The sequence below is a fragment of the Nonomuraea sp. NPDC004186 genome (genome assembly GCF_053603495.1).
Genome location: NZ_JBSGFQ010000028.1, coordinates 97,148 through 119,267 on the forward strand (window position 1 = coordinate 97,148; position 22,120 = coordinate 119,267).

Annotated in this window: 24 protein-coding genes; 11 read left to right on the forward strand and 13 right to left on the reverse strand. The window is 69.3% G+C overall.

All coding sequences use genetic code 11. The annotated features are described in order from the left end of the window. Nucleotides 1-49 precede the first annotated feature (49 nt). Nucleotides 50-253 carry a hypothetical protein gene (locus tag ACWEPL_RS23370; RefSeq protein ID WP_363964393.1) on the forward strand — a complete coding sequence of 68 codons (204 nt, stop codon included), beginning with the start codon at nucleotides 50-52 and terminating at the stop codon, nucleotides 251-253. Here the strand turns inward: ACWEPL_RS23370 and ACWEPL_RS23375 are convergent. The 5 genes from ACWEPL_RS23375 to aceA form a co-directional block, all read right to left on the reverse strand. Then, nucleotides 217-684, reverse strand: a complete 468-nt coding sequence (locus tag ACWEPL_RS23375) for a hypothetical protein (RefSeq protein ID WP_452437439.1) — start codon at nucleotides 682-684, stop codon at nucleotides 217-219. The two genes, ACWEPL_RS23370 and ACWEPL_RS23375, sit on opposite strands and share 37 nt — an antisense overlap. A gap of 53 nt (nucleotides 685-737) precedes the next feature. Then, complete coding sequence (atpE, locus tag ACWEPL_RS23380; protein WP_452437450.1) at nucleotides 738-971, reverse strand: ATP synthase F0 subunit C; 234 nt, start codon at nucleotides 969-971, stop codon at nucleotides 738-740. 18 nt (nucleotides 972-989) lie between these two features. After that, nucleotides 990-1,823, reverse strand: a complete 834-nt coding sequence (locus ACWEPL_RS23385) for an SCO6745 family protein (RefSeq protein ID WP_350740812.1) — start codon at nucleotides 1,821-1,823, stop codon at nucleotides 990-992. A 64-nt stretch (nucleotides 1,824-1,887) separates the two neighbouring features. Beyond that, nucleotides 1,888-2,397 (reverse strand): hypothetical protein, encoded by a 510-nt coding sequence (locus tag ACWEPL_RS23390; protein ID WP_452437440.1) that lies wholly within the window; start codon nucleotides 2,395-2,397, stop codon nucleotides 1,888-1,890. A 171-nt stretch (nucleotides 2,398-2,568) separates the two neighbouring features. Then, nucleotides 2,569-3,855: an isocitrate lyase gene (gene aceA, locus ACWEPL_RS23395; RefSeq protein ID WP_355192433.1), complete on the reverse strand. Its 1,287-nt coding sequence runs from the start codon at nucleotides 3,853-3,855 to the stop codon at nucleotides 2,569-2,571. A gap of 246 nt (nucleotides 3,856-4,101) precedes the next feature. Here aceA and ACWEPL_RS23400 point away from each other — a divergent pair, with 246 nt between their 5' ends. Both ACWEPL_RS23400 and ACWEPL_RS23405 read left to right on the forward strand, forming a co-directional pair. Continuing rightward, complete coding sequence (locus ACWEPL_RS23400; RefSeq protein ID WP_452437441.1) at nucleotides 4,102-5,574, forward strand: helix-turn-helix domain-containing protein; 1,473 nt, start codon at nucleotides 4,102-4,104, stop codon at nucleotides 5,572-5,574. 33 nt (nucleotides 5,575-5,607) lie between these two features. Continuing rightward, a complete protein-coding gene (locus tag ACWEPL_RS23405; RefSeq protein ID WP_350740818.1) occupies nucleotides 5,608-6,534 on the forward strand; it encodes a glucosyl-3-phosphoglycerate synthase in 927 nt (308 codons plus the stop codon). 29 nt (nucleotides 6,535-6,563) lie between these two features. Here the strand turns inward: ACWEPL_RS23405 and ACWEPL_RS23410 are convergent, their stop codons facing one another. Continuing rightward, nucleotides 6,564-7,148 carry a TetR/AcrR family transcriptional regulator gene (locus ACWEPL_RS23410; protein WP_355192437.1) on the reverse strand — a complete coding sequence of 195 codons (585 nt, stop codon included), beginning with the start codon at nucleotides 7,146-7,148 and terminating at the stop codon, nucleotides 6,564-6,566. An 86-nt stretch (nucleotides 7,149-7,234) separates the two neighbouring features. Between ACWEPL_RS23410 and ACWEPL_RS23415 the strand changes: the two genes are divergently transcribed. The 3 genes from ACWEPL_RS23415 to ACWEPL_RS23425 all read left to right on the forward strand — a co-directional run bounded on the left by ACWEPL_RS23415 (nucleotide 7,235) and on the right by ACWEPL_RS23425 (nucleotide 10,489). Further along, entirely contained in the window at nucleotides 7,235-8,437 is a 1,203-nt protein-coding gene (locus ACWEPL_RS23415) for an MFS transporter (RefSeq protein ID WP_452437442.1), read from the forward strand. A gap of 46 nt (nucleotides 8,438-8,483) precedes the next feature. Then, complete coding sequence (locus tag ACWEPL_RS23420; protein ID WP_452437443.1) at nucleotides 8,484-9,692, forward strand: acyl-CoA dehydrogenase family protein; 1,209 nt, start codon at nucleotides 8,484-8,486, stop codon at nucleotides 9,690-9,692. 446 nt (nucleotides 9,693-10,138) lie between these two features. Next, entirely contained in the window at nucleotides 10,139-10,489 is a 351-nt protein-coding gene (locus ACWEPL_RS23425; protein ID WP_355192443.1) for a hypothetical protein, read from the forward strand. A gap of 23 nt (nucleotides 10,490-10,512) precedes the next feature. Here ACWEPL_RS23425 and ACWEPL_RS23430 read toward each other — a convergent pair whose 3' ends face one another. Further along, nucleotides 10,513-10,701, reverse strand: coding sequence for a hypothetical protein (locus ACWEPL_RS23430; RefSeq protein WP_452437444.1), 189 nt, complete (start codon nucleotides 10,699-10,701; stop codon nucleotides 10,513-10,515). Between the two features lie 620 nt (nucleotides 10,702-11,321). On the opposite strand from ACWEPL_RS23430, the gene ACWEPL_RS23435 reads away from it, so the two are divergent. The 4 genes from ACWEPL_RS23435 to ACWEPL_RS23450 all read left to right on the forward strand — a co-directional run bounded on the left by ACWEPL_RS23435 (nucleotide 11,322) and on the right by ACWEPL_RS23450 (nucleotide 14,612). Then, nucleotides 11,322-12,539 (forward strand): pentapeptide repeat-containing protein, encoded by a 1,218-nt coding sequence (locus ACWEPL_RS23435; RefSeq protein WP_452437445.1) that lies wholly within the window; start codon nucleotides 11,322-11,324, stop codon nucleotides 12,537-12,539. 256 nt (nucleotides 12,540-12,795) lie between these two features. Then, the gene (locus ACWEPL_RS23440; protein ID WP_452437446.1) at nucleotides 12,796-13,041 is read left to right on the forward strand and encodes a hypothetical protein; all 246 of its coding nucleotides are present in this window, start codon (nucleotides 12,796-12,798) and stop codon (nucleotides 13,039-13,041) included. A gap of 47 nt (nucleotides 13,042-13,088) precedes the next feature. Then, entirely contained in the window at nucleotides 13,089-13,835 is a 747-nt protein-coding gene (locus tag ACWEPL_RS23445; protein ID WP_363964408.1) for a hypothetical protein, read from the forward strand. A 3-nt stretch (nucleotides 13,836-13,838) separates the two neighbouring features. Then, nucleotides 13,839-14,612, forward strand: a complete 774-nt coding sequence (locus tag ACWEPL_RS23450; RefSeq protein WP_452437447.1) for a hypothetical protein — start codon at nucleotides 13,839-13,841, stop codon at nucleotides 14,610-14,612. A 189-nt stretch (nucleotides 14,613-14,801) separates the two neighbouring features. Here ACWEPL_RS23450 and ACWEPL_RS23455 read toward each other — a convergent pair whose 3' ends face one another. The 6 genes from ACWEPL_RS23455 to ACWEPL_RS23480 form a co-directional block, all read right to left on the reverse strand. Beyond that, the gene (locus ACWEPL_RS23455; RefSeq protein WP_363964412.1) at nucleotides 14,802-15,164 is read right to left on the reverse strand and encodes a nuclear transport factor 2 family protein; all 363 of its coding nucleotides are present in this window, start codon (nucleotides 15,162-15,164) and stop codon (nucleotides 14,802-14,804) included. A 293-nt stretch (nucleotides 15,165-15,457) separates the two neighbouring features. Further along, nucleotides 15,458-16,987 carry a sugar ABC transporter ATP-binding protein gene (locus tag ACWEPL_RS23460; protein ID WP_363964414.1) on the reverse strand — a complete coding sequence of 510 codons (1,530 nt, stop codon included), beginning with the start codon at nucleotides 16,985-16,987 and terminating at the stop codon, nucleotides 15,458-15,460. Further along, nucleotides 16,984-17,982, reverse strand: a complete 999-nt coding sequence (locus ACWEPL_RS23465) for an ABC transporter permease (protein ID WP_363964416.1) — start codon at nucleotides 17,980-17,982, stop codon at nucleotides 16,984-16,986. The genes ACWEPL_RS23460 and ACWEPL_RS23465 overlap by 4 nt, the downstream gene beginning before the upstream one ends. Next, nucleotides 17,979-19,040 carry an ABC transporter permease gene (locus tag ACWEPL_RS23470; protein WP_363964418.1) on the reverse strand — a complete coding sequence of 354 codons (1,062 nt, stop codon included), beginning with the start codon at nucleotides 19,038-19,040 and terminating at the stop codon, nucleotides 17,979-17,981. The genes ACWEPL_RS23465 and ACWEPL_RS23470 overlap by 4 nt, the downstream gene beginning before the upstream one ends. Then, complete coding sequence (locus ACWEPL_RS23475) at nucleotides 19,037-20,122, reverse strand: mandelate racemase/muconate lactonizing enzyme family protein (RefSeq protein WP_452437448.1); 1,086 nt, start codon at nucleotides 20,120-20,122, stop codon at nucleotides 19,037-19,039. Before ACWEPL_RS23475 ends, ACWEPL_RS23470 begins: the two co-directional genes overlap by 4 nt. Before the next feature lie 27 nt (nucleotides 20,123-20,149). Next, nucleotides 20,150-21,208: a sugar ABC transporter substrate-binding protein gene (locus tag ACWEPL_RS23480; RefSeq protein ID WP_452437449.1), complete on the reverse strand. Its 1,059-nt coding sequence runs from the start codon at nucleotides 21,206-21,208 to the stop codon at nucleotides 20,150-20,152. A gap of 123 nt (nucleotides 21,209-21,331) precedes the next feature. Here ACWEPL_RS23480 and ACWEPL_RS23485 point away from each other — a divergent pair, with 123 nt between their 5' ends. Further along, on the forward strand, nucleotides 21,332-22,006 hold the full coding sequence (locus tag ACWEPL_RS23485; RefSeq protein ID WP_363964424.1) for a GntR family transcriptional regulator: 675 nt from the start codon (nucleotides 21,332-21,334) through the stop codon (nucleotides 22,004-22,006). The last annotated feature ends 114 nt before the right edge of the window (nucleotides 22,007-22,120 follow it).

The following is a 22,120-nucleotide window of genomic DNA, read 5'->3' on the forward strand; positions in this document are numbered from 1 at the left end:
GCGGGCTACGCTCGGAGGTGGATCAACTCTTCTGTGAAAGAGGATCATCATGAGTACGAGAACGTTCCCGCTCACGCTGCGCGTCACGGTGAGCGGGGCGACGCCGGACGAGATCAGGGAGAAGGCCGTGGCCCGGGCGCTCAGCTTCTTCGGTCTTGGCGCCGAGCTGGACGTCATCAGCGCCGAGGCCGAGCCCGACGCGGAGGCGGAGGGCCGCTACCGCGCCACCGTGCTCTTCCGGAAGGTCGCCTGACGAACCGGGGGCTCGTGATCCGGCGGCGTGCGTGCGGCGAATATACGGTGATTGCCAGTCGATGACAGGAGGCGTGCGATGACACGTTGGCGCCGGTTCGTGCTCACCCTGACCGTCGCGATGTTCACCGTGGTCGCGGCGGCATCGGCCGCGGCCGCCGGCATCCAGGGCAGCGGCCTGAACTGATCACCGCCACGCGAACCTCGACGCCCGAGGCGGACGAGCCGGCGATCCGTTCCCACGGAGATCGACACCGCGCGGCCGTCCGCGCCGGCGAGTCCGTCGCCGAAGTCCTCCGGCCACTGACGGGAGGCGAACGCGAGGAAGGTCACGAGGATCTCGTCGATGCCGTCCACGGCCAGGTCGGCGGGGATCGGCATGACGGCTCGCCGGCCGCGCATTCGTGCGTAGTCCTGCTCGATCAGTTGCAAGTACCGGCGCTGATCCGTGCGCCAAGTTCAAACACGGTTACGCGATCGCCCCGTTACTTGACGACCTGGAAGATGAACGGCGCGACCAGGCCAAGGAGAGCCAATGCCTCGGTGAGGACGAAGCCGAGGAGCATGTTCTGGCGGATCAATCCGTAGGCTTCGGGCTGCCGTGCGATGGCCTGCACGCCTTGACCGAAGATGATGCCGACCCCGACTCCGGGGCCTATGGCAGCAAGGCCGTAGCCATCTGTATTACCGGAGCCCGCAGTCGATGGGTGACGGCACAGCCGGACTTCGGCCCCGAGCTAACGACCTGCGGCCCACGGCATCAGCTCGGCGACGATGCTCTTGCTCCACGGCCGGACGAGAGAGCGCAGCTCCTCGCAGGGCTCGGCGCCGAGCGCGGTGTACGGTGCCATCCCCATCCGGTCGGTCGCCTCTTCGATCTCCTCGCGCCATCCGCGCCCTTCCTCGGTGAGAGATCCCTCGAAGAGCCAGCCACGCTCCTCCAGCCCCTGTACGGCGGCAGCCCAGTCGGCCTCGGGCCACCCTCGCGTGCTTCGGAGCACCTCGGACGTGACGGCGCCGGTGGCCGCGTGGGTGACCAGGGCTTCGATGCCGCTCAGGCCGGCGGCCAGGAGGGCGGCGAGATGGCCGTCGCCGCGGTACTCGCGCAGCAGGGTCTGGGCGTGCCAGAGCACCAGGTGGGGAGCCTCGGGCCAGGGCAGTGCCGCGTGCGCGGCGTACAGGGGCCGCCCGCTGAGCTCTCCCGCGACGGTCTCCGCCGCCCGGCGGGCCAGCGCTGCCGCCCGCGCCATCTCCGGGGAGTCCACGGCATCGCCCAGCACGCGGCGCAGCGTGGCGTCGGCCGATGCGAGCCGGGCGGCCAGGATGTCGGACGGCGAGGCGATCTGCCAGGCGGCCGGGATCGCCTGCCGTACGAGATCGGGGTTGAAGTTGTAGAAGGTCGCGATCACCGTCGCGGCGGGCACCGGACCGAGAGCGGCGGCTCGGGAGGCGAAGTATCCCATCCGGCCGCTCAGCCCGAGCTTCTCGTAGGCGGCGCTCGCCTCGGGGGAGAAGTAGATCATGCCGTGCAACGGCTCCAGGGTGCGCCAGGTCCGGCGTTCCAGCGTCATGCTGGGAAAGATACCGACCAGTCGGTATAAGTGTCCACAACTCTTGGATCAGAGAGGGGCTGGATCAGCGAAGCCATGCGTATAAGGCTCCTGATACCGAGATGACACAGGCAAGGACGAACATGACCAGGGAAATCGGCGTGGTGAACGTGCGGTGAGGATTGCGTTGCACGAGACGGAGCGAGTCCATGTTCAGGGTCGCAGCCAGCCGATCCTGAATCTCCGCTATCGGCTGCAAGGCCAATCGGGCAAGACCGCGGCTGCGCCAGCCCGCAAGTGCCGCTGCGACAGAGACCAGAGCCGCTACGAGCCCGACAGCGCCGGCTACGGCGTCGAGCTTCGCCTGGAGAGCGGCGACGTAGGCGGCGGAATTCACAGCGGTCGATACGAGGTAGAAGTTGAGGACCTGGAGCCCTTGGCTGATGCGGTACTCATACCAGCGTGTGGCATGTTCGAGGGCGGCCACGAGCGACTCGTGATCATTTGGCCCGGGTGGCGGCGGGATCGGGGCGATGCGGCGGCCGGGGATCCACTGGGTGATCGCGGTCCGGACAGAGGAGATCGTCTTGCCCACCAAACCCTCCGTTGAAGGTCAGCCCACTTCTCCAATGACAGCACACCACCCCATGAAAAGGGCTTTGCCGTGCGGCGTCGAATGAAAGTGGGCCGCGCCAGTGCTGGGGGAGACTGGCGCGGCCCGTTTCGCCGGGGAACCGCCGCATGCCCGGAGGGCGGTCCGGCGAGATCAGTGGGCGAACTGCTCCTCTTCCGTCGACCCCCGGAGCGCGGTCGTCGAGGAGTCAGGTGCCACGGCCGTGCTGATCAGGTCGAAGTACCCGGTGCCGACCTCGCGCTGGTGCCTGGTCGCGGTGTAGCCGCGCGACTCGGCGGCGAACTCGGCCTCCTGCAGCTCCACGTACGCCGTCATGCCGTCCGCGGCGTACCCCTGGGCCAGGTCGAACATGCCGTAGTTCAGCGAGTGGAACCCGGCGAGCGTGATGAACTGGAACTTGTACCCCATGTGTCCCAGCTCCCGCTGGAACTTGGCGATGGTGGAGTCGTCCAGGTGCTGCTTCCAGTTGAACGACGGTGAGCAGTTGTAGGCGAGCATCTTGTCCGGGTACGCCGCCTTGATGGCCTCGGCGAACTCGCGGGCCACGTCCAGGTCGGGCGTGCTGGTCTCCATCCAGAGCAGGTCCGAGTACGGCGCGTACGCCAGCCCGCGGGCGATGCACGCCCCCAGCCCGTTCCTGACCCGGTAGAAGCCCTCCGGGGTGCGCTCGCCGGTGGTGAACGCCTGGTCGCGCGGGTCCACGTCGCTGGTCAGGAGCGTCGCGGCCTGTGCGTCGGTCCGCGCGATGATCAGCGAGGGGACTCCGGCGACGTCCGCGGCGAGGCGGGCGGCGGTCAGGGTCTTGATGTGCTGGCCGGTCGGGATGAGCACCTTGCCGCCCAGGTGGCCGCACTTCTTCTCGGAGGCGAGCTGGTCCTCCCAGTGCACGCCCGCGGCGCCGGCCGCGATCATGCCCTTCATCAGCTCGAACGCGTTCAGCACCCCGCCGAACCCGGCCTCGGCGTCCGCCACGATCGGCGCGAGCCAGTGCGGGGCGTCGGTGTCGCCTTCCGACCAGGTGATCTGGTCGGCGCGCAGCAGCGCGTTGTTGAGGCGGCGCACGACGGCGGGCACGGAGTTGGCCGGGTACAGGCTCTGGTCCGGGTACGTCTGCCCGCCCAGGTTCGCGTCCGCGGCGACCTGCCAGCCGGACAGGTAGATCGCCTTCAGTCCCGCCTTCACCTGCTGGACGGCCTGGTTGCCGGTCAGCGCGCCGAGGGCGTTGACGTAGTCGTCGGTGTTCAGCAGGTCCCACAGCCGGCCGGCGCCGAGCCGGGCCAGCGTGTGCTCCTCCTGGACGCTGCCGCGCAATCTGATCACGTCTTCGGCGCCGTACGTGCGCTCGACGCCCTCCCAGCGAGGGTCGTTGTCCCATTCGTCCTGCAGCTGCTCAGCAGCTCCCTTGAGGCGATCGATCATTGTTCACTCCCTTGTCGTCCCCTGGGGCTCACAGCCGAGTGTGTGCCCTGGGAGGGGCCGCCCATAGTCATCAGTCGAGAGAAGAACGACGAAAATTTCCAGGCCATACATTACTGGCGGGTATTCAACAGTGAAGAAATCGATAGTTTTCCTGTTGGCCTAGACCAATCCGAGCGACACGGCAGTCTGGCTCCGACCTGTTCAGGAGACTAGAAAATGGGCCGAATTTCTGTCTAAGATGCCGACATGGTGCCCTTGCTCGGCGAAGAACCGCTGTCTTTGACGCAGGAGCTTGACCTGATCGCGTTCGGCCAGCGCCTCCGGCACCTGCGCAAACAGCGCGGCCTCACCCTGTCCGACCTGGGCTCGCGCGTCGGCAGGGCGCCGAGCCAGCTGTCGCTGCTGGAGAACGGCAAGCGCGAGCCCAAGCTCTCGCTGCTCAAGGGGCTGGCCACCGCGCTGGGCGTGCCCATCGAGGAGCTGCTGCGCCGCCAGCCGCCCAACCGCCGTGCCCAGCTGGAGATCGCGCTGGAGGAGGCGCAGCGCGACCCCATCTACGCCGGGCTCGGGCTGCCCCGGCTGAAGGTCTCCGCCCGCGTCCCGAACGACGTGCTCGAACACCTCCTCGGCCTGTACGGCGAGCTGCGCGCCCGGCAGGCCCGCGGCACCGCCACCCCGGAGGAGGCCAGGGCCGCCAACGCCGAGCTGCGGCGCAGGCAGCGCGAGGTCGGCAACTACTTCGGGGAGATCGAGGAGGCCGCCGCCAAGGCGCTGGCCGCGGTCGGCTACCGTACGGGCGCGCTGTCGCAGAGCATGATCCAGAGCCTGGTCACGCACTTCGGCTACACCGTGCACACCGCGCAGGACCTGCCGCGATCCGTACGTTCCATCACCGACCTCCGCAACCGCCGCATCTACGTCAAGCACGAGCAGCTCGGCATGCACACCCCGCGCACGATCCTGCTCCAGACGCTCGGCCATCTCGCGCTCGGCCACGACAAGCCGCGCGACTTCGCCGACTTCCTGCGCCAGCGCACCGAGGCGAACTACTTCGCCGCCGCCGTCCTCGTCCCCGAGAAGGCCGCCGCGCTCTACCTCCAGGAGGCCAAGGCCGACCGGGCGCTGTCGGTGGAGGACCTGCGGGACGTGTTCGCGGTGTCGTACGAGATGGCCGCCCACCGCTTCACCAACCTCGCCACCCACCACCTGGGTCTCGTCTGCCACTTCGTGCGCAACGACGCCGGGGGCACCATCTACAAGGCGTACGAGAACGACGGCATCGTCTTCCCGGCCGACGAGCAGGGGGCCATCGAGGGGCAGCGGATGTGCCTGCAGTGGTCGGGGCGGCAGGTGTTCGCCTCGCCCGACCGGTTCTCGGTGTACTACCAGTATTCCGACTCGCCCACCGGGACCTATTTCTGCGTGGCGCACGTGGATCCGTCGCGGGAGCGGGACTTCGCCATCACGCTGGGGGTGCCGTACAAGGAGTCGCGCTGGTTCAGGGGCCGGGAGACCACCAGCCGCACCAAGTCCAACTGCCCCAACGGCGACTGCTGCCGCCGCCCGCCCGCCGAGCTGTCCGAGCGCTGGGAGGGCTACGCCTGGCCGTCCGCCCGCGCCAACTCCCACGTCCTGGCCGCGCTGCCGCCGGGGTCGTTCCCCGGGGTGGACGAGGCTGACGTGTACACGTTCCTGGAGCGTCACGCCGCCACCGCATAATCTGAAATGTGGGGATACGGGGGGAGGGGTCGCATGCTGCCTGAAGTGCGAGGATGGTTGCGGCACCGTACTTCGTCCGCTGAGGACTGGCCGCTCCGGGACCTGAAGGCCGCCAAGGGGGAGACCACGGTGAGCGTGGTGCTCCCCGCCCGCGACGAGCGGGAGACCGTGGGGCAGATCGTCGGCGTGATCCGGCGCGAGCTGGACGGGCTCGTCGACGAGATCGTGGTGATCGACTCGCGTTCCTCCGACGACACCGCGCTGGTGGCGCGGCGCGCGGGGGCCTGCGTGCACGCGCAGGACGAGATCCTGCCGCAGCTCAAGCCGATGGACGGCAAGGGCGAGGCGCTGTGGAAGTCCCTCGCCGTGACCTCGGGGGATGTGCTGGTGTTCGTGGACGCCGACATCCGGAAATTTCGTGCTTCTCTGGTATTCGGCCTGCTCGGGCCGCTGTTCGCGGACCCCACCGTGGTCTACACGAAGGGTTGCTATGACCGGCCCTTGCACGGCACCGCCAACGGCGGCGGCCGCGTCACGGAGCTGGTGGCCCGCCCGCTCATCAACCTCCACTGGCCGCACCTGGCCGGTTTCGTCCAGCCCCTGGCCGGGGAGTACGCCGGCCGCCGCTCGGCCCTGGAACGCGTGCCGTTCCTGACCGGTTACGGCGTGGAGCTGGGGCTGCTGATCGACCTGCTCGAACTCGCCGGGCTGGACGCGTTCGCGCAGGTGGACCTGGGCTCGCGCGAGCACGCCCCGCAGTCGACCGAGGCGCTCGGGAGGATGGCGTCCCAGATCATGCTGGCCGCCTGGTCACGCCTGCTGCGTCAGGGCAAGATCGAGACCTGCCACGAGCCGTCCGTCCGGCTGGCACAGTTCCGGAGGGGGCCGGACGGGCACGACATCCTGCTCCGCGACATCGGGATCGGCGAGCGCCCGCCCATGATCACCGTAGCTCCGTGAACATGATCACCGTAGCTCCGTGAACACGATCACCGTGACTCCTTCAAACCCGACGTGACGAACGCGGCGATCTGGTCGCGCATGGCCTCGTGGTCGTCCGCCGCGTCGCCCAGGATGATGCGCCCGAGCTGGCGCATCATCGAGGGGAACAGCGCCAGCCCGGTCATCATGAACAGCGTCCGGGCCACCTCCGGCGACGGCTCCACGCCCAGACCCTCCGCCAGCGAGGCCGTCTTGCGGCGGCAGCGCTCCACCCGTACCTCCTGCCCGGCCGGCAGCCCTTCCTGGTCCCGGTAGTTGAGCGCCTCCCACATCAGCAGCCGCACCAGCTCGGGATGTGAGTGGTAGTAGTCCGTCAGCCGGGCCACGTAGTCACCGGGATCGGCGCCCGGGAGGGAGATCTGCGTCGTCAGGTCGTCGAGCGCCTCCTTGATGACCTCGTCGAACAGCTTCTCCTTGCTGCCGAAATGCCCGTAGATGCGCTCTTTGTTGACGCCGGCGCGCTCGGCGATGCGATCCACGCGGGCGCCGGCCACGCCGTACGCGGCGAACTCCTCCCGTGCGGCCTCCAGCAGGGCGGCGCGCGTGGCGGTGGTCGAGACCTTGGGTGCCATGCCGCCCATGATATCCACCAACCAGTTGGTTGCAATCCAACTGAACGGTTGACATCCAACTAGTTGGTTGGCTACCGTCCCGACACATGACGACCACCATTTCCCCCGCGCCGCACGACCTCGCGGCGACCTCGCCGGCCGGCTTGCCGTTCGGACGCACGCTGGCAGCCTTGACCCTCACCGCCGTGCTGGTCAGCGGCCAGCTGTACATCGTGATCCCGCTCCTGCACGACATGGCCACCGGCTGGGGCGCCTCGGCCGGCGGCCTGACCTGGCTGGTGACCGCGTTCGGCATCGGGTACGGAGCCGGTTTCCTGATCTTCGGCCCGCTGTCCGACCGGTACGGGCGCCGCCGGATGCTGATGATCGGACTGCCCCTGGCCGCGCTCACCTCGGCGGCGGTGGCGTTGAGCCCGAACCCGGAAGTGGCGCTGGCGTTGCGGGCGGTGCAGGGGCTGGCGGTGGCGATGTTCCCGCCCGCGGCCCTGGCGTACCTGGCGGAACGGGTCGAGCCGCGCCGCCGGGTGGGCGCGATCGCGGCGATCACCGGCGCGTTCCTCGCCTCGGCCGTGCTGCTCCAGGTCGCCGCCCAGCTGCTGGTGGACGTGATCGGCTGGCGCGGGCTGTTCCTGCTGTCGGCGGCCGGGTTCGTGCTGGCATTCCTGGGCGTGCGGGCCGTCACGCTGCCCGACCTGCCGCGTGAGGGTGGTGGCTCGCCGCTGTCGGTCTACCGGGCGGTGCCGGGCCTGCTGTTCCACCGCGTCCTCGGCCTCCGGTACGTGGCCACGGTCATGCTGATGGCGGGCTTCGTGGCCGTTTACACCGGTCTGCAGATCTACGGCGTGACCTCGTCCTCCGAACTCCTCGCGCTCCGCGCGGCGGGGCTCCCGTCGATCGTCCTGGTGCCGCTGCTCATGCCCTGGCTGGCCCGGATCCAGGCGCTGATCAGGGCGGCGGCGTTCCTGGCGGCCGGAGCCCTCGCCCTCGCCTCTGTCGGCCTCACCGGGACGGCCGCGCTGGTGCTGCTGCTGGCCGTCTACGTCGCCGCCATCACCGGCGGCCTGCCCAGCCTGAACGAGGCGATCTCCGCCGGCGCCGGACCGGCCCGGGGGACGGCGCTGTCGCTGTTCTCCTTCGCGCTCGCGGTCGGCGGCAGCGTCGGCCCGCAGCTGGCCGCCGCGTTCGGGGGATTCACCCCACTCCTGTACGGCCTCGCGATCGGCATGGTGCTGGCGGCCCTGGCCACACTGTTCTCCGGGGTATTCCACCGCGTAGCTACTGACCGGTAAGGTGTTCTGTTACCACCGGTAACATCGGGTCGAGGAGAGTGCGCACATGACCGGCTTCTGCCCGGAGCCCAGCGACGACGTGGTCGAGGTACGCGACTGGGTGCACGCGTTCGCCCGCGACGTGATCCGCCCGGCGGGCGCCGAATGGGACGAACGCGAGGAAACCCCCTGGCCGGTCATCCAGGAGGCGGCCAAGATCGGCCTCTACTCCCTCGACTTCTTCGCCACCCAGTGGTTCGAGGACAGCGGGCTCGCGCTGCCCGTGGCGTTCGAGGAGATCTTCTGGGGTGACGCGGGCATCGGCCTGGCCATCGTCGGCACCGGCCTGGCCGCCGCCGCTCTCGCCGCGAACGGCACCCCCGACCAGATGGGGGAGTGGCTGCCGCAGATGTTCGGCACGGAGAACGACGTCAAGCTGGGCGCCTTCTGCGCCTCCGAGCCCGACGCCGGCTCGGACGTCGGCGCCATCCGCACCCGCGCCGTCCATGGCGGCGGCGACTGGGTGCTGGACGGCGTCAAGACCTGGGCCACGAACGGCGGCATCGCGAACGTCCACGTGGTCGTCGCCTCGGTCGACCCCTCACTCGGCACCCGGGGCCAGGCGTCCTTCGTCATCCCGCCCGGCACCCCCGGGCTGTCCATGGGCCAGAAGTTCCGCAAGCACGGGATCCGCGCCTCCCACACGGCCGAGGTGATCCTGGACGGCGTCCGCGTACCGGGCTCCTGCCTGCTCGGCGGCAAGGAGAAGCTGGACGCCCGGCTGTCCCGCGTACGCAACGGGGAGCGGGCGGGGGAGCAGGCGGCGATGCGCACGTTCGAGACCACCCGCCCGTCGGTCGCCGCCATGGCCGTCGGGATCGCGCGGGCGGCCTTCGAGTACGCCAGGGACTACGCCCGCGAGCGGGAGCAGTTCGGCCGCAAGATCGGCGAGAACCAGGCGATCGCCTTCCTCCTCGCCGAGATGGCCACCCGGGTGGACATGGCCCGCCTGCTGACCTGGCGGGCCGCCTGGATGGCCCGCAACGGCAGGCAGTTCTCGCAGGCGGAGGGCTCGATGTCGAAGCTGGTGGCGGGGGAGACGGCGGTGTGGGTGACGGAGCAGGCGATCCAGATCCTGGGCGGCGCCGGATACACCAGGGAGCACCCGGTGGAGCGCTTCCACCGGGACGCCAAGATCTACACCATCTTCGAGGGCACGTCGGAGATCCAGCGCCTGATCATCGGCCGCGCCGTCACCGGCCTGCCGGTCCGCTGAATGCCGAGGGCCTTGAACACACAGACCCTGTCATGGTGGTCGGTGATGCTTGAGGACGTGCTTCGGCCTCCGGCGGCGGTTACTGGCACGCCCTCGCTGCAGGGGCAATGATCGTTCTCGACGTCATTGCGCAGTGGGCGGCGAGCGCGTCCTGGGGAGATCGTCTTCAGACCAGTCGTGCCGGCCACCATGCTCTGGCTCCTGCGGACCGTATCTCGCTGACGACGCTGCGATCCGGGAGGACGAGCGTGAAACTGAGACGTGGACAGCAGGAAAGTCCGGGAAATGACCGGCGCATGCCCTGGTGACGACGACTGCGCCTTGTGACGCTGACTGCAATCGCTCTGGCGAATTCACGGGGAGACTCGATGCAGACAGCAGGAAAATCCCGGAAAGTACGGCCCACAGCCCGAGTCCTGGCGACGGCGACCGCGTTGGCGGCAGCTATGGCGACCACCATCTCACCGGCATCGGCTGCCGCAGGTGGCGCCCCGGCAGCCACTCGGCTCGCGCGTCCGGCCGGTGTCAGTGTCTGCCTGGGGCTATGGGCCGCGTACAACGCCATTCTGCTCAGGCACCTGGGGGACGGTTGCAGCCCAGCGGGCACGTACCACATCCACGTCTGGGGCGGTGGCCGCGACATGAACTATCCCACCTACACCTATAACCGCAGCACCCTCAGGGAATTCTCCTATACATGGCCGGTGCCCGCAGGCACCAACATCTGCGCGGAGCTCTGGTACCACAAGCCCGGCGGCGGCTATGAGAGCTGGGGCCTTCCCTGCGAAACGATGTGACTTCCCGCAAGGCCATTCCGCCGTCACCGCCACCACGATGGCGATGACGGCGGGATGCACTCGAAGCTGACCGGCCCGAGCCGGCGCGGGTCGAGCGTGTCCTTGTGCTGGTTCCGCCGCTTGCTGCTGGTGTGGAGCCTGGTGGCGCGGGCCTGCCGCTGCCACCGCGGCGACCGGTCGCGGTAGGAGATCAGCGCCGGGCGGGACGACACCGATCGGTAGCGGTAGTCCTGGTCCGCGAGACGTTACGTCACCCACTCCGACATACGCGCGCCGATCGACAGGCCCTGGAAGTCGGGCAGCACCACGAGCCTGTGCTCCATCTTCGGGTTCCGCACGCGCGGGTTTTGGAAATGCCGGTACGCCAGGAACGCCACCGGGGCACCGTCGACGCACAGCAGCCCGGACCTCGCGGGCGAGCGTGGGCCGGGTTGAACCGTCCTCTACGCGAACGAGGCTGCGGCAGTCCTGCTCGGCGAGCGCCTCGACCAGCCGGCCCGGCCACAGCGCGCGGGCGAGCGTGGTCTTCCCGGCACCGGAAGCGCCGACGAGCAGGCCGACGTTCCACCGGCGTTCCTCGACCGGCAGGTGCGCTGACCAGGTATTCGTGAGCGCGTCTTCCAGCGGCACGTCGAACATGCCCTGTAACTGAAGGAGACGGCCGGTTCGGCGTACAGGGGTGGCGAGCGTGATGTCCGCACGTACGACGATCTCCCTTCTGGAACGATCGAGTCATCGGGTTCCCAGCGTCGGAGTTGCCGGAGCATCATCAGCCCATGGCCGAGAAGAACACGAAGCGGTGGTCCGAACGGTGAAGCCTTCATCGATCATCGTGGCCGTGCTGGTGCTTGTGACGGTCCCAACGTTGGTGTGGATGCTCGGCCCTGGTGCCACGTGGGTGCTGGAGCACATCGACCATGTCACGGTCTTCGCAGAGGACAAGGATCGGGCCGCCGCACTGGCGGCGATCCGCGGCAATGTCCTGGCCGTGGCCACCGGCTTGGCGGCGATGCTCGCGGTGTTCTACACCGCGCGTAACGCCGACACCGCCCGCCGCACTTTCCAGCTCGGCGAGCGCGGGCACGACACCGACCGCTTCAGCAAGGCGGTCGAGCAGCTCGGCAGCGGCCAGGCCCCGGTCCGGCTCGGCGGCCTGTACGCCCTCGAACAACTCGCGCAGAACAACCCAGCGCTGCGCCAGACCATCGTGGACGTCATCTGCGCCTACCTCCGCATGCCGTGGACGCCGCCGGACGCCAAGGATCGGCACCAGCAGGTCCGCGCCGCCCAGCGCGCTGCCCGCACCCCGGCTTCGGGCCGTGCTCAGGCGCGGGCAGGCCGGGACCCGGACGAGGAACGACAGGTCCGGCTCACCGCCCAGCGCCTCCTTACCGACCACCTGCGCTGCTACCAACGCCGCTGGTGGCAGCGCCGCACCGCCGTCAACCAGCGCTACTGGCCCGGCATCAGCCTCGATCTCACTGGCGCCGTGCTCATCTCTCTCGAGCTGAGCTGCTGCCGTATGCATCGGGCGCACTTCAGCGAGGCGCTCTTCACCGGCGACGCCGACTTCATGGGGGCGACTTTCACCGGCGACGCCTGGTTCAACGGAGCGATCTTCACCGGCACCGTCAGGTTCAACACAACGACCTTCACCCGCTTGGCCGACTTCAAAGAGGCCCGGTTCACCGGTATCCACGCCTACTTCAATGGAGCGACCTTCACCGGCGAGGCCAGGTTCAATGGAGCGACCTTCACGAGCCACGCCGACTTCGATGGAGCGACCTTCGCCAACTACAGCCGCTTCGATGGGACGGCCTTCACTGGTGGTGCCCAGTTCACCCAAGCGGCCTTCGTTGAAAACCCCGGGTTCAACCACACGCGGAACTCGCGCATCTACGTGGCGAATGCGCGGGTGGCCGGGCGAGAATGGCGAACAGCCTCGAACGTGGTGACCGGCCCCACCGGGGAAGTGCTGAAGCCAACCCATCCGCCCGACGACGGCGCCAAGGACGAGCACGCAGGTGGAGGACCAACCGCCTCGTCATAGCGGGGCGTGAACCATTGGGCTACATGAGGGCTCGGACGGAGTGGCCTTCCCCGGTGAGCCGTTCGAGGAGTTCGACCTTGCTCGGCCTCGGACTCGCAGGTGACGACGACGCCCCACACGGTCGGCCGCGACTATCTTGGGTTGGCGGCCTTGTCTAGCAGGTCAAAGCGAGATGATCTTCGTTTCGCGTGGGACAAGTTGACCGCCTCTTCCAGCATGTTGCGCAGACCGGGCGCGGGGTCTCGACGGCGTAAGCGTGCAGTTCCGCGCGCTGCCCTGGCTGCAGCCCAAGGGTCTCAAGCTCAACAACAGCCTCGCCGCCGCCCATGAACTCATCCTCAAGCGTCACGGCGACCAGATTCCCGCCGATCAGGCCATGCGCGACATCGCGGCCGCCGCCCTTCGGGCCGGGCACAGGTCGGGATCTGCACGAGTATCGCCAATCCTGGCTGACCCACCATGGCGAGCAGGGCACGTCCCTTTCGAGATCATCTTGTCGTAGCGGTCCGGTACGCTCTCCGCCGATCACCTTCGCGCGAGAGGCTGCCGATGTTCCGTGTCCTGGCCATCCTGGCGGCCACCGCGCCGACCTTCTTATCCATCCTGATGCTCCGCAGCTTCGGCTGGTTCGGCCACGAGCCGCCACAACCGGATCCGTTGGAGCTCGCGATCGGGGTGGCCTACGGCTACGCCACCGACTACCTGCCGGTCCTGCTGGCGTTCCTCGCGCTCTGGGCGCCGCGATGGCTTCCCAAGGTCGGCGCGATCGCGGCGGCCTTGGCGTTGGTGCTCACCGTGTCGACCCTCGTGGTCTCTGGAACCGGCGGCTTCGGCCCGCAGTTCGGCTCCATACTGGCCTGCCAGGCGATCGCCGTCGTCGCTCTCCTGCGGACCCGCCCGGAGCAGCGGGTGCCATGGCCACGGGCGGTCATCTGGAGCGCGGTCGTGCTGCTCGCGCTCGGCCAGACCCTGGCCAGGAACACCCCCACCGGCGACTTCGGCTGCTACGCGGACATGAAGGGGACATGGGCGCTGGCCTTCTACCACCTCGACACCGCCCACGCCCTCTACTACTGGGTCTCGATCGCCGCGATCGGTGCCGTGCTCTCCGGGTACCGGGCTGCACCGCTCTGCGGCCTGGTGCTGCTGGTGCCCGCACTGCTCCAGCCCGCCGCCTGGCTCCTGTCCAACGCGCCGCACAACTGCTCCAGCCCTCTGGAGCTGTTCGACTGGCCGTACCTGATCGCGGGGGTGCTGGCATCGACCTCCCGCGCTCGCCTGCTCGACCGGATCTAGCCGATGTTCAGTCTCTTGGCCATCCTGGCCGCAGCCGCGCCGAGCCTCCTGTACTCCCTGCATCCCGGCACCTTCTGCGGCTGGGCTCCGGCCACGTGGCCCGAGCCGACCCCGTTGCGCGTGGCGATCTGGGACACCGCCTTGTGGACGGTCCCAGTGCTGCCGGCGGTGCTGGCGTTGCTCGCCATCTGGGCACCACGACGGTTTCCGGTGCTCGGCGCGATCACCGCGACGGTGTCGCTGGCGATCAACGCGCCCACGCTCGTCATCCCCTACACGACCCCGTGCGGCCCGCAGCTCTCCCCCTGGACGTCACTCTCATGCCAGGCGGTCGTGGTCGTAGCCCTCCTGCTGGCGCGCGGGGAACGGCGGGCGCCCATGCCCCGGCTGCGGGCGGTCTGCTGGACGGGGATCGTGCTCATCCCATTCGCCAGGATCGCACTGGCGGTGCTCATCTCCACCTACTCCGGCAGCCTCCCCGGCTGCTTCGCGCAGCTCGAAGGTCCGTGGGCGGAGGTCGCCGGCCACCTGTCCAGAGCCACGGGCTCGGGCATCCTGATCAGCATGGCCGCGATCGGCGCGGTGCTCGGGGGCGGCGTGGCGGGGCCGGTCCTCTCAGTCGTGCTGCTCGTCTTCGCGCTCTTCGAACCGATCGCCCAGCTTGCGACCTCTGCGCCGCACGACTGCTCCACCGTCCTTGGGCTGGTCGGCTGGCCCCACCTCGTCGCCGCGGGGCTGGCCCTGGCCACCCGGCTGCGCTCAGCCGGCGAGTCCTAGCAGCAACGCCGTTCCGTTGGATTTCCGGCCGGAGCTACGGGGACCCCAGCAAGCAGCCACCGTCTTCTCAGGGAAGGCGGTGGAGCCTGGAGCCGCAAAGCCGCCGGGGAACGCGGAAGGTCAGCAGCAGGTCTCACGACTGTTGAATAGGCGACCTCCATCAGTACCGCCGCCGTGGTAGACGTGGCTCTACGCCGCATAGACGGGCGCCAGGTCGACGAAGACGCGGTAGTCCGAGATCAGACCGTCGTCGCGGGTATGCCAGATCGACACGGCCACGACGCTGACGTCCTTGCCGTCGAGCCGCCGGTATGTCACCTCGGTCTCGGCGATGGTGTCGGCGTCGACCTGCCACGTTCTGACGAGCCTGTGCGCGAGGCCCGCGATGGTCGCGAAGAATGTCCGCAGCCCCTCTGCGATGGCGTTGCGTCCCACCATGGGCTCGGCATTGCCGAACACCATCCTGGCGTCCTCCGCCAGCAACTGCACGAACTTGCCGGGCTCGAACGAGTCGACCACCTGGAAAACGCGCTGTGCCTCATCGTCGGACATGCCGATCTCTCCTCCCATGGCGAGGGTCGCTGCTCGGGACGTTACGTGGCGACGGGCAAGATGCAACCCCTTCTTGAAAACCAACTGACCGGATCGGGATGCCTCTGGGCTGCATTGATGGGCAGGGCTCGGGACCGGCCCATCAGCCTGACCATCTTCACACTGACCCGGCCGACCACTTCGGGTTTGCCGTGACCCTGCACATTGCCGTGGCTGGGGTTCGTCCCGCACGCCCCATAGCCGACAACACGCGACGAATTGCTGGCTCAGGACACTAGGGCGAGGGCGTCGTCCTACAAGGCTTGAGGCACCTGCCCCTCGGGCACCCGTTCGGCGTGGATCAACCGGATGATCGCCTGGCTCATCCGGGCGTAGTCGTGGTCGTTGACCAGCTCGCCGCTGAGGCTGAAGTCGTTCATCACCGCGATCCGGTCGGCGAGAGTGACGATCTCCGGCAGGTCCGAGGAGATCAGCAGCAGCGCCAGCCCCGCTCCGGCCAGCTCGGCGATCAGCTCGTGGAACGCCGCCTTGGTACGTACGTCGATGCCGACCGTCGGCTCGTCCACGATGAGAATCTCGCATTCGGCGGCGAGCCACTTCGCGAGGCTCACCTTCTGCTGGTTGCCGCCGGAGAGCTGGCCCGCGAGCTGGGACGGCGACGAGATCCGGATGCCCAGCCGGTCGACGTACCGGGTCACCAGGCGACGTTCCGCCCGATCGGTCACCAGCCCAGCCCTGGCCAGGCGCCGCCAGACGGTGACGCCGACGTTGCGGGTGATCGGCTGGTCGAGGAAGAGGCCCTCCTCCTTGCGGTTCTCGGTCACGTAGCCGATGCGGTGGCCGCGGAGCGCCTCGCCGACGTCGCGGATGCGCACCGGACGGCCCCGCACCTCCACGGTTCCCGACGTGATCCGGTCGAGCCCGAGCAGCGCCTTGGCCAGTTCGCTGCGGCCGGCCCCGACCAGGCCGTACAGTCCGAGGATCTCTCCCGGGCGCACCGACAGGGAGACGTCGCGGTGGCCCCGCGCGGTGCACACCTTGTCCAGCCGCAGGGCCGGCGGCGTCACCGGGTCGACGTGCCGCTCGGCGAGGCGGACCGAGGAGTACGCCCGCCCGACCATGAGGTCGACGATCTGGTCCTGCGTGTAGCCGGCGAGCGGCTCGGCCTCGGCCACGCTGCGCCCGTCGCGCAGCACGGTGACCGTGTCCGCGACCGCGAACACCTCCTCCAGCTTGTGGCTCACCAGCACGACGGCGTGTCCGCTGTCGCGCAGCTTGCGTACGATCCCGTAGAGCCGGTCGGCCTCGTCCCCGGTGAGCGACGCGGTCGGCTCGTCGAGCAGGAGCACCTTGCTGTCGACGCTCAGCGCCTTGGCGATCTCGACCAGCTGCGCCTGCGCCACGGAAAGCCGGGAGACCGGGGTGCCCGGGTCGAGGTCCAGGTCGAGCAGGTCGAGGCAGCGGCGGGCCTCGGCACGCATCCGCGCCCGGTCGACGAGACCGAAGCGCCGCGGCAGGTGGTGGAGCAGGATGTTCTCGGCGATGGAGAACTCGGGGATCAGGTTGCGCTCCTGGTGCACCACGCCGATGCCGGCCCGCTGGGCGTCGAGTGGCCCGTTCAGGTGCAGCTCGGCGTCGCCGAGCGCGACCCGCCCGCCGTCCGGCCTGTGCACACCGGTGAGGATCTTGATGAGTGTGCTCTTGCCGGCGCCGTTCTCGCCCAGCAGGGCGTGCACGCTGCCCGCGGCGAGCCGCAGGGTGGCCCTGTCCAGCGCGCGGACTCCCGGGAACGTCTTCACCAGGTTCTCGGCGGTGAGCATCATGACGACCCCTTCGACAGCTTCTGGCGTACGGCGCCGAGCAGCACCGCACCGAGGACGACCGCGCCGACGATCAGGTCGATCCAGCGCGGGTTGATGCCGAACTGCGCCTGCATGACGTCCACCAGCCGAACCAGGAACGCCGCGAGGCAGGTGCCGGCGACACTGACCACCCCGCCGGCGAGCGCCACCCCGCCGATGATCGGCGCGGCGAAGCTCTGCAGCAGCAGATCGTCGCCGATGCTGGAGTTGACGGAGCCGGAGGCGGCGACCGTGATGACGGCGGCGACGCCGGCGAGCAGGCCGCTGAGCCCGTGCGCGATGACGATCGACCGATCGTTGGAGATGCCGGAAAGCCGCGCGGCGAACGGGCTGCCGCCGGTCGCCAGCAACTGCCGGCCCACGACCGCGCGGCCGAAGAACAGGGCCACCAGGGCGGCCACCACCAGAGCGAGGACGAGGACGACCGGCAGCCCGAGCATCGAGGCGGTGCCGAGGCCGCGCAGCCATGGCGAGTACCCCTGGAAGGTGTCGGGGCCGTTGACCCCGTACCGCAGCCCTTCGATGATCGTCATGGTGGCGAGGGTCACGATGAACCCGTTGATCCGGGTGAACACGACGAGCAGCCCGTTGACCAGGCCGGCGGCGAGACCGACCCCGAGCGCGCCCAGCACGGCCAGCGGGGCGGGCAGCCCGGCTTCGAGCATGAGCCACGCCGCGACCATGGCGCACAGGCCCGTGAGGGTGCCGACGGACAGGTTCATCTGGCCGATGGCCAGCACGACCATCTGGGAGAGCCCGATCACGATCGGGACGGCGAGAAAGCGGAAGAACGCGTCCAGCGTGCCGCGCGAGAGCAGGTTGCCGTCCGTGGCGACGGCGAGCGCGACGAAACCGGCGGCGGCAAGCACCGCGAGGGTGAACTCCGGCCGGGCGGTGACATCCTTGAGCCGCCCGCCGAGTCCGGCGCGGACGGCGGTCGTGGTGCCGGTGCTCATGCCCGTGCCCTCCTTCGTTCCGCGGCGACGTGGCGTACCCGATCGAGCGACAGCGCGCCGAGCAGCACCAGGCCGATGTAGAGATTGAGCTGGTCGAGCTGGAACTGCAGCAGGTTCAGGCCCTTGTAGATGACCTGGGTGAGCGTCGCGCCCAGCACCGTGCCGAGCACGCTGACGGCGCCGCCGGCCAGCAGCGTGCCGCCGAGTACCGGGCCGAGGAAGGAAGGCAGCAGGAACGCGTCGCCGATGCGCGCCGAGAACGCGCCGTTGTTCGCGGCGAGCAGGAAGCCGGCCAGCCCGGCCAGCAGCCCGCTGAGCGCGTGGGCCTGCACCACCCGGCTCCGGACGGGGATGCCGGACAGCTCGGCCGCCTTCTCGTTGGCGCCGGTCATCAGGATCTCCCGGCCCAGCCTGCCGAAGCGGAACAGCAGGCCCACCGCCAGCACCGCGACGAGGGCGAGTGGCGCGACGAGTGGGATGTACGGGCCGCACAGGTCGCCCATGCAGTAGTCGGCGAACGTGTCGTTGCGCAGCGCGTCCATGCCGGCGGGCCGGCTGCTGAAGGCGACGCCGTCGGTGAACCTGGTGTAGAGGATGGTGATGAGCCCCACCAGGGCGAAATCCATCGCCAGCGTGACCACGAACGAGTTGACGCCGGTACGCGAAATGATCAGCCCGGCCAGCGCGCCGAGCAACGTGCCCACGATCAGCCCGATCGCCAGGCCGACGAGCAGCGACACGCCGAGCCGGTCGTAGGCGAGGCCCATGGCGAAGGCACTCATCGCCGCCATCCGGCCGACGGCCATGTTCATGTGCCCCAGCGACAGGACCGCCAGCTGGGAGAGGCCGACCACCGCGTACACGCTGATGTCCGACTGCAGCGGCACGAGCGTGAGCGTGGTGTCCATGAACGCCGGCCGCAGCACGGTGAAGATCGCGACCAGGGCGATCAGCAGGATGAGCAGCCCGAGGCGCGGGTTCGCCCAGAGTGGCATCCTCGAGGGCTCGCGCGGACCCGCCGCGGGGATCTCCGGCGGCGTCGCGGTCCGCGTGCTCACGCGACTCTCCGGTCGTCGATCGCGTCGCGGTCCCACTCGATGCCGAGCCCGGGGGAGGCCGGCGCCAGAGCGTGCCCGTCGGCGATCCCGATCTCCTGCCGGGTGATCGCCCTGAGCTGGGGGATGTGCTCCAGGTAGCGGCTGTTCGGGACCGCACAGCAGAGGCTCACGTGCAGCTCCATGAGGAAGTGCGGACAAACCGGCACGTTGTACGCCTCGGCCAGGTGCGCGACCTTGAGCCAGGGCGTGATGCCGCCGATGCGTGCCACGTCCACCTGCACGATGCCGGCCGCCTGCCGGTGCAGGTACTCGCGGAACTGCGCCACGGAGTAGAGCGACTCGCCCACCGCGACGGGGATCGAGGAGGCCGCGGCCAGTGCCTGGTGTCCGGCGACGTCATCGCCCGGCAGCGGTTCCTCGAACCAGTAGGGGTCGGACGGTTCGAGGAGCCGGGCCCGCCTGACGGCCTCCGCGGGGGTGAGCGACTGGTTGGCGTCGAGCATCAGGTCGAAGTCGGGCCCGACCGCCGCTCGGACGGCGGCCAGCCGTTCCGCGTCCTCGACGGGGGAGCGGCCGATCTTGAGCTTCACGCCGGGCCAGCCCGCGGACCGGCTGGCCTTGGCGCCGGCGATGAGCTCCTCGGTGGTGAGGTGCAGCCAGCCGCCCTCGGTGTCGTACAGCGGGATGCGGTCCTTCGCGCCGCCCGCGAGGATCCACAGCGGCTGGCCGGCGTCGCGGCACCGCCAGTCCCACAGGGCCGTGTCGACGGCGGCGAGGGCCAGGGAGGTGATCGCGCCGACCGTGGTCGCCCGGGTCGCGGCGAACAGGTCGTGCCACACGGCCTCCACCCGGCGGGCGTCCGCGCCCGCCAGCCTGGGCAGCAGGTAGTCGCGCAGCAGGGCGAGCACGGCGGTGCCACCGGTGCCGATCGTGTACGTGTAACCGGTTCCGGTGCCGCCGTCGTCGGTCCGGATCTCGACGAAGACGGTCTCCTGCTTGATGAACGACTGGACGGCGTCCGTGCGGACGGTCTCGACCTCCAGGTCGACAAGATATGCCTCGGCGTGAGTGATCGCGGGCAAGGGAGGCTCCTCCTGGGGCTCGTGGGATTACTTGCAGGACAGGTACCGGCTGTCGAACGCCTTCTTCAGCTCGTCCGTCTTCGCCTGGCGGTCCGTGTCGTAGGTGTCGATGTCGTCCTTGGTCACGACGAAGGAACCGGAGTCGATGATCACTCCCGGTTGCGCCATCGTGCAGCCGCCCGCGAGCTTCATCAGCGCGTACGAGCCGACGGACGCCTGGCCGACCGGGTTCTGCAGCACGGTCGCGGCGACCGAGCCGTCCCTGAGACCGGCGAGGATGGTCTTGTCGTCGTCGATCGCGACGACCTTGATCGGCAGCTTGGACCGCTCGACGCCCTCCGCGGAGGCCACCGCGGGGTTGTAGGCGGTGTTGACGATGCCCTGGATCTGGTCACCCTTGGCGGCGAGGAGGTCGGCGACGGCCTTCTGGGCCGTCTGCAGGTCCTTGTCCACGTCGGTCACGGTCTGCAGGAGCTTGACCTTCCCGCCGGTCTCATCGACCGCCTTCTGCACCCCCGCGATGCGGCGCTGGGTGTTGGAATCCACCTTGTTGCCGGTCAGGTGCACGAGGTCGCCCTGACCGCCCATGGCCTCGATCGCGGCCTGCGCCGCCTTGTAGGCGGCCAGCTGCACGTCGGTGGACAGGCAGAAGTCCGCCTTGTCGACCTCGCCGGCCGGGCAGGACGCCAGCGAGGCGACCGGGAAGCCCTGCCGCTTGAGGTCCTCGAAGGTGGCGTTGATGTTCTCCGGGGAGACGCCGAAGACGCCGAAGGCGTTGTAGCCCTGCGCGGCGAGGGACTTCAGCACGTCGTTCTGCTTGGTCTGGTCCCAGTCGGAGGTCTCGTTGAAGCTGACGTCGCCGACGCCGAGATCGCTCTTCGCCTTGGTGGCGGCGTCCTTCCACGGCTGGAAGTAGGGATGTGCCCCGCCGGGGACCAGGGCGATCTTGACCTGGTCGGGCGTCCGGGTGGACGCGCCGGCCGGCGTCGTGTCGTCGCTCTTCCTCGTGCAACCGGCGGTGGCGGTGACGGCGAGCACGAGGGCGGCAGCCAGCCCGCCGAGCCGGATCAGTGATCGTTGATTCATGACTACGCCTCTCAGGATCATAGATCCTATAGGATGTTTCATGGAGGTATAGTTCCTGTTCCGTCGGGACGTCAAGACTTGACCTTCCGGCGACACGTCGACTCCGTGGGAGGATTGGGCCCGATGGCATCCACCGAACCGATCCGGCTCAGGCGGTCGACGCTCGGCGACGACGTCTACGACGTGCTCAGGGCGCGCATTCTCGAGCACAGCATGCAGCCCGACGACCGCGTCAACATCGACGCGCTGGCCCGCGAGCTCGAGGTGTCCCAGACGCCGATTCGCGAGGCCCTGGCTCGACTGGAGTCCGACGGGCTGGTCCGCAAGCGCCCCCTCGTGGGCTACACGGTCACCCCGCTGCTCACGCGCGCCGAGTTCAACCACCTGTTCGAGATGCGGCTGCTGCTGGAGTGCGCCACCGCGCGGTGGGCCGCCGAGCGGGCCACCTCAGCGCAACGCGAATCGATCATCGCGGAGGCGGCCACCTCGATCGCGCAGGAGCCGGACGACCCCGAGGGCTGGCGCTGGCACGCGGCCTTCACCGCCCACGACGCCCGCTTCCACGATCTCATCGCCGAGGCGTCGGGCAACCCCCTGCTCCGCGACGGCCTCGAGCGCCTGCACGTCCACCTTCACCTGCACCGGAGATACTTCCCCTACGCCCACGCCGGCACGACGATCGAGGAGCATCAACGCATCGCCGCGGCCATCGGGGCCGGGGACCCGGACGCGGCCGAGGCGGCGACGCGAGGACACCTGAGCGCGGCGCGTGAGCGACAGCTGACGGCATTCGACTGACGCCCGCCCGCCCCATGCGCATGCCGTACCCGCACAGGAGCCAGGAGACGGACAGCCACCAGCGGTCAACCACGTCGTACGCTCGACGCCCGCCGTGACGCTGTGGGCCGTGGC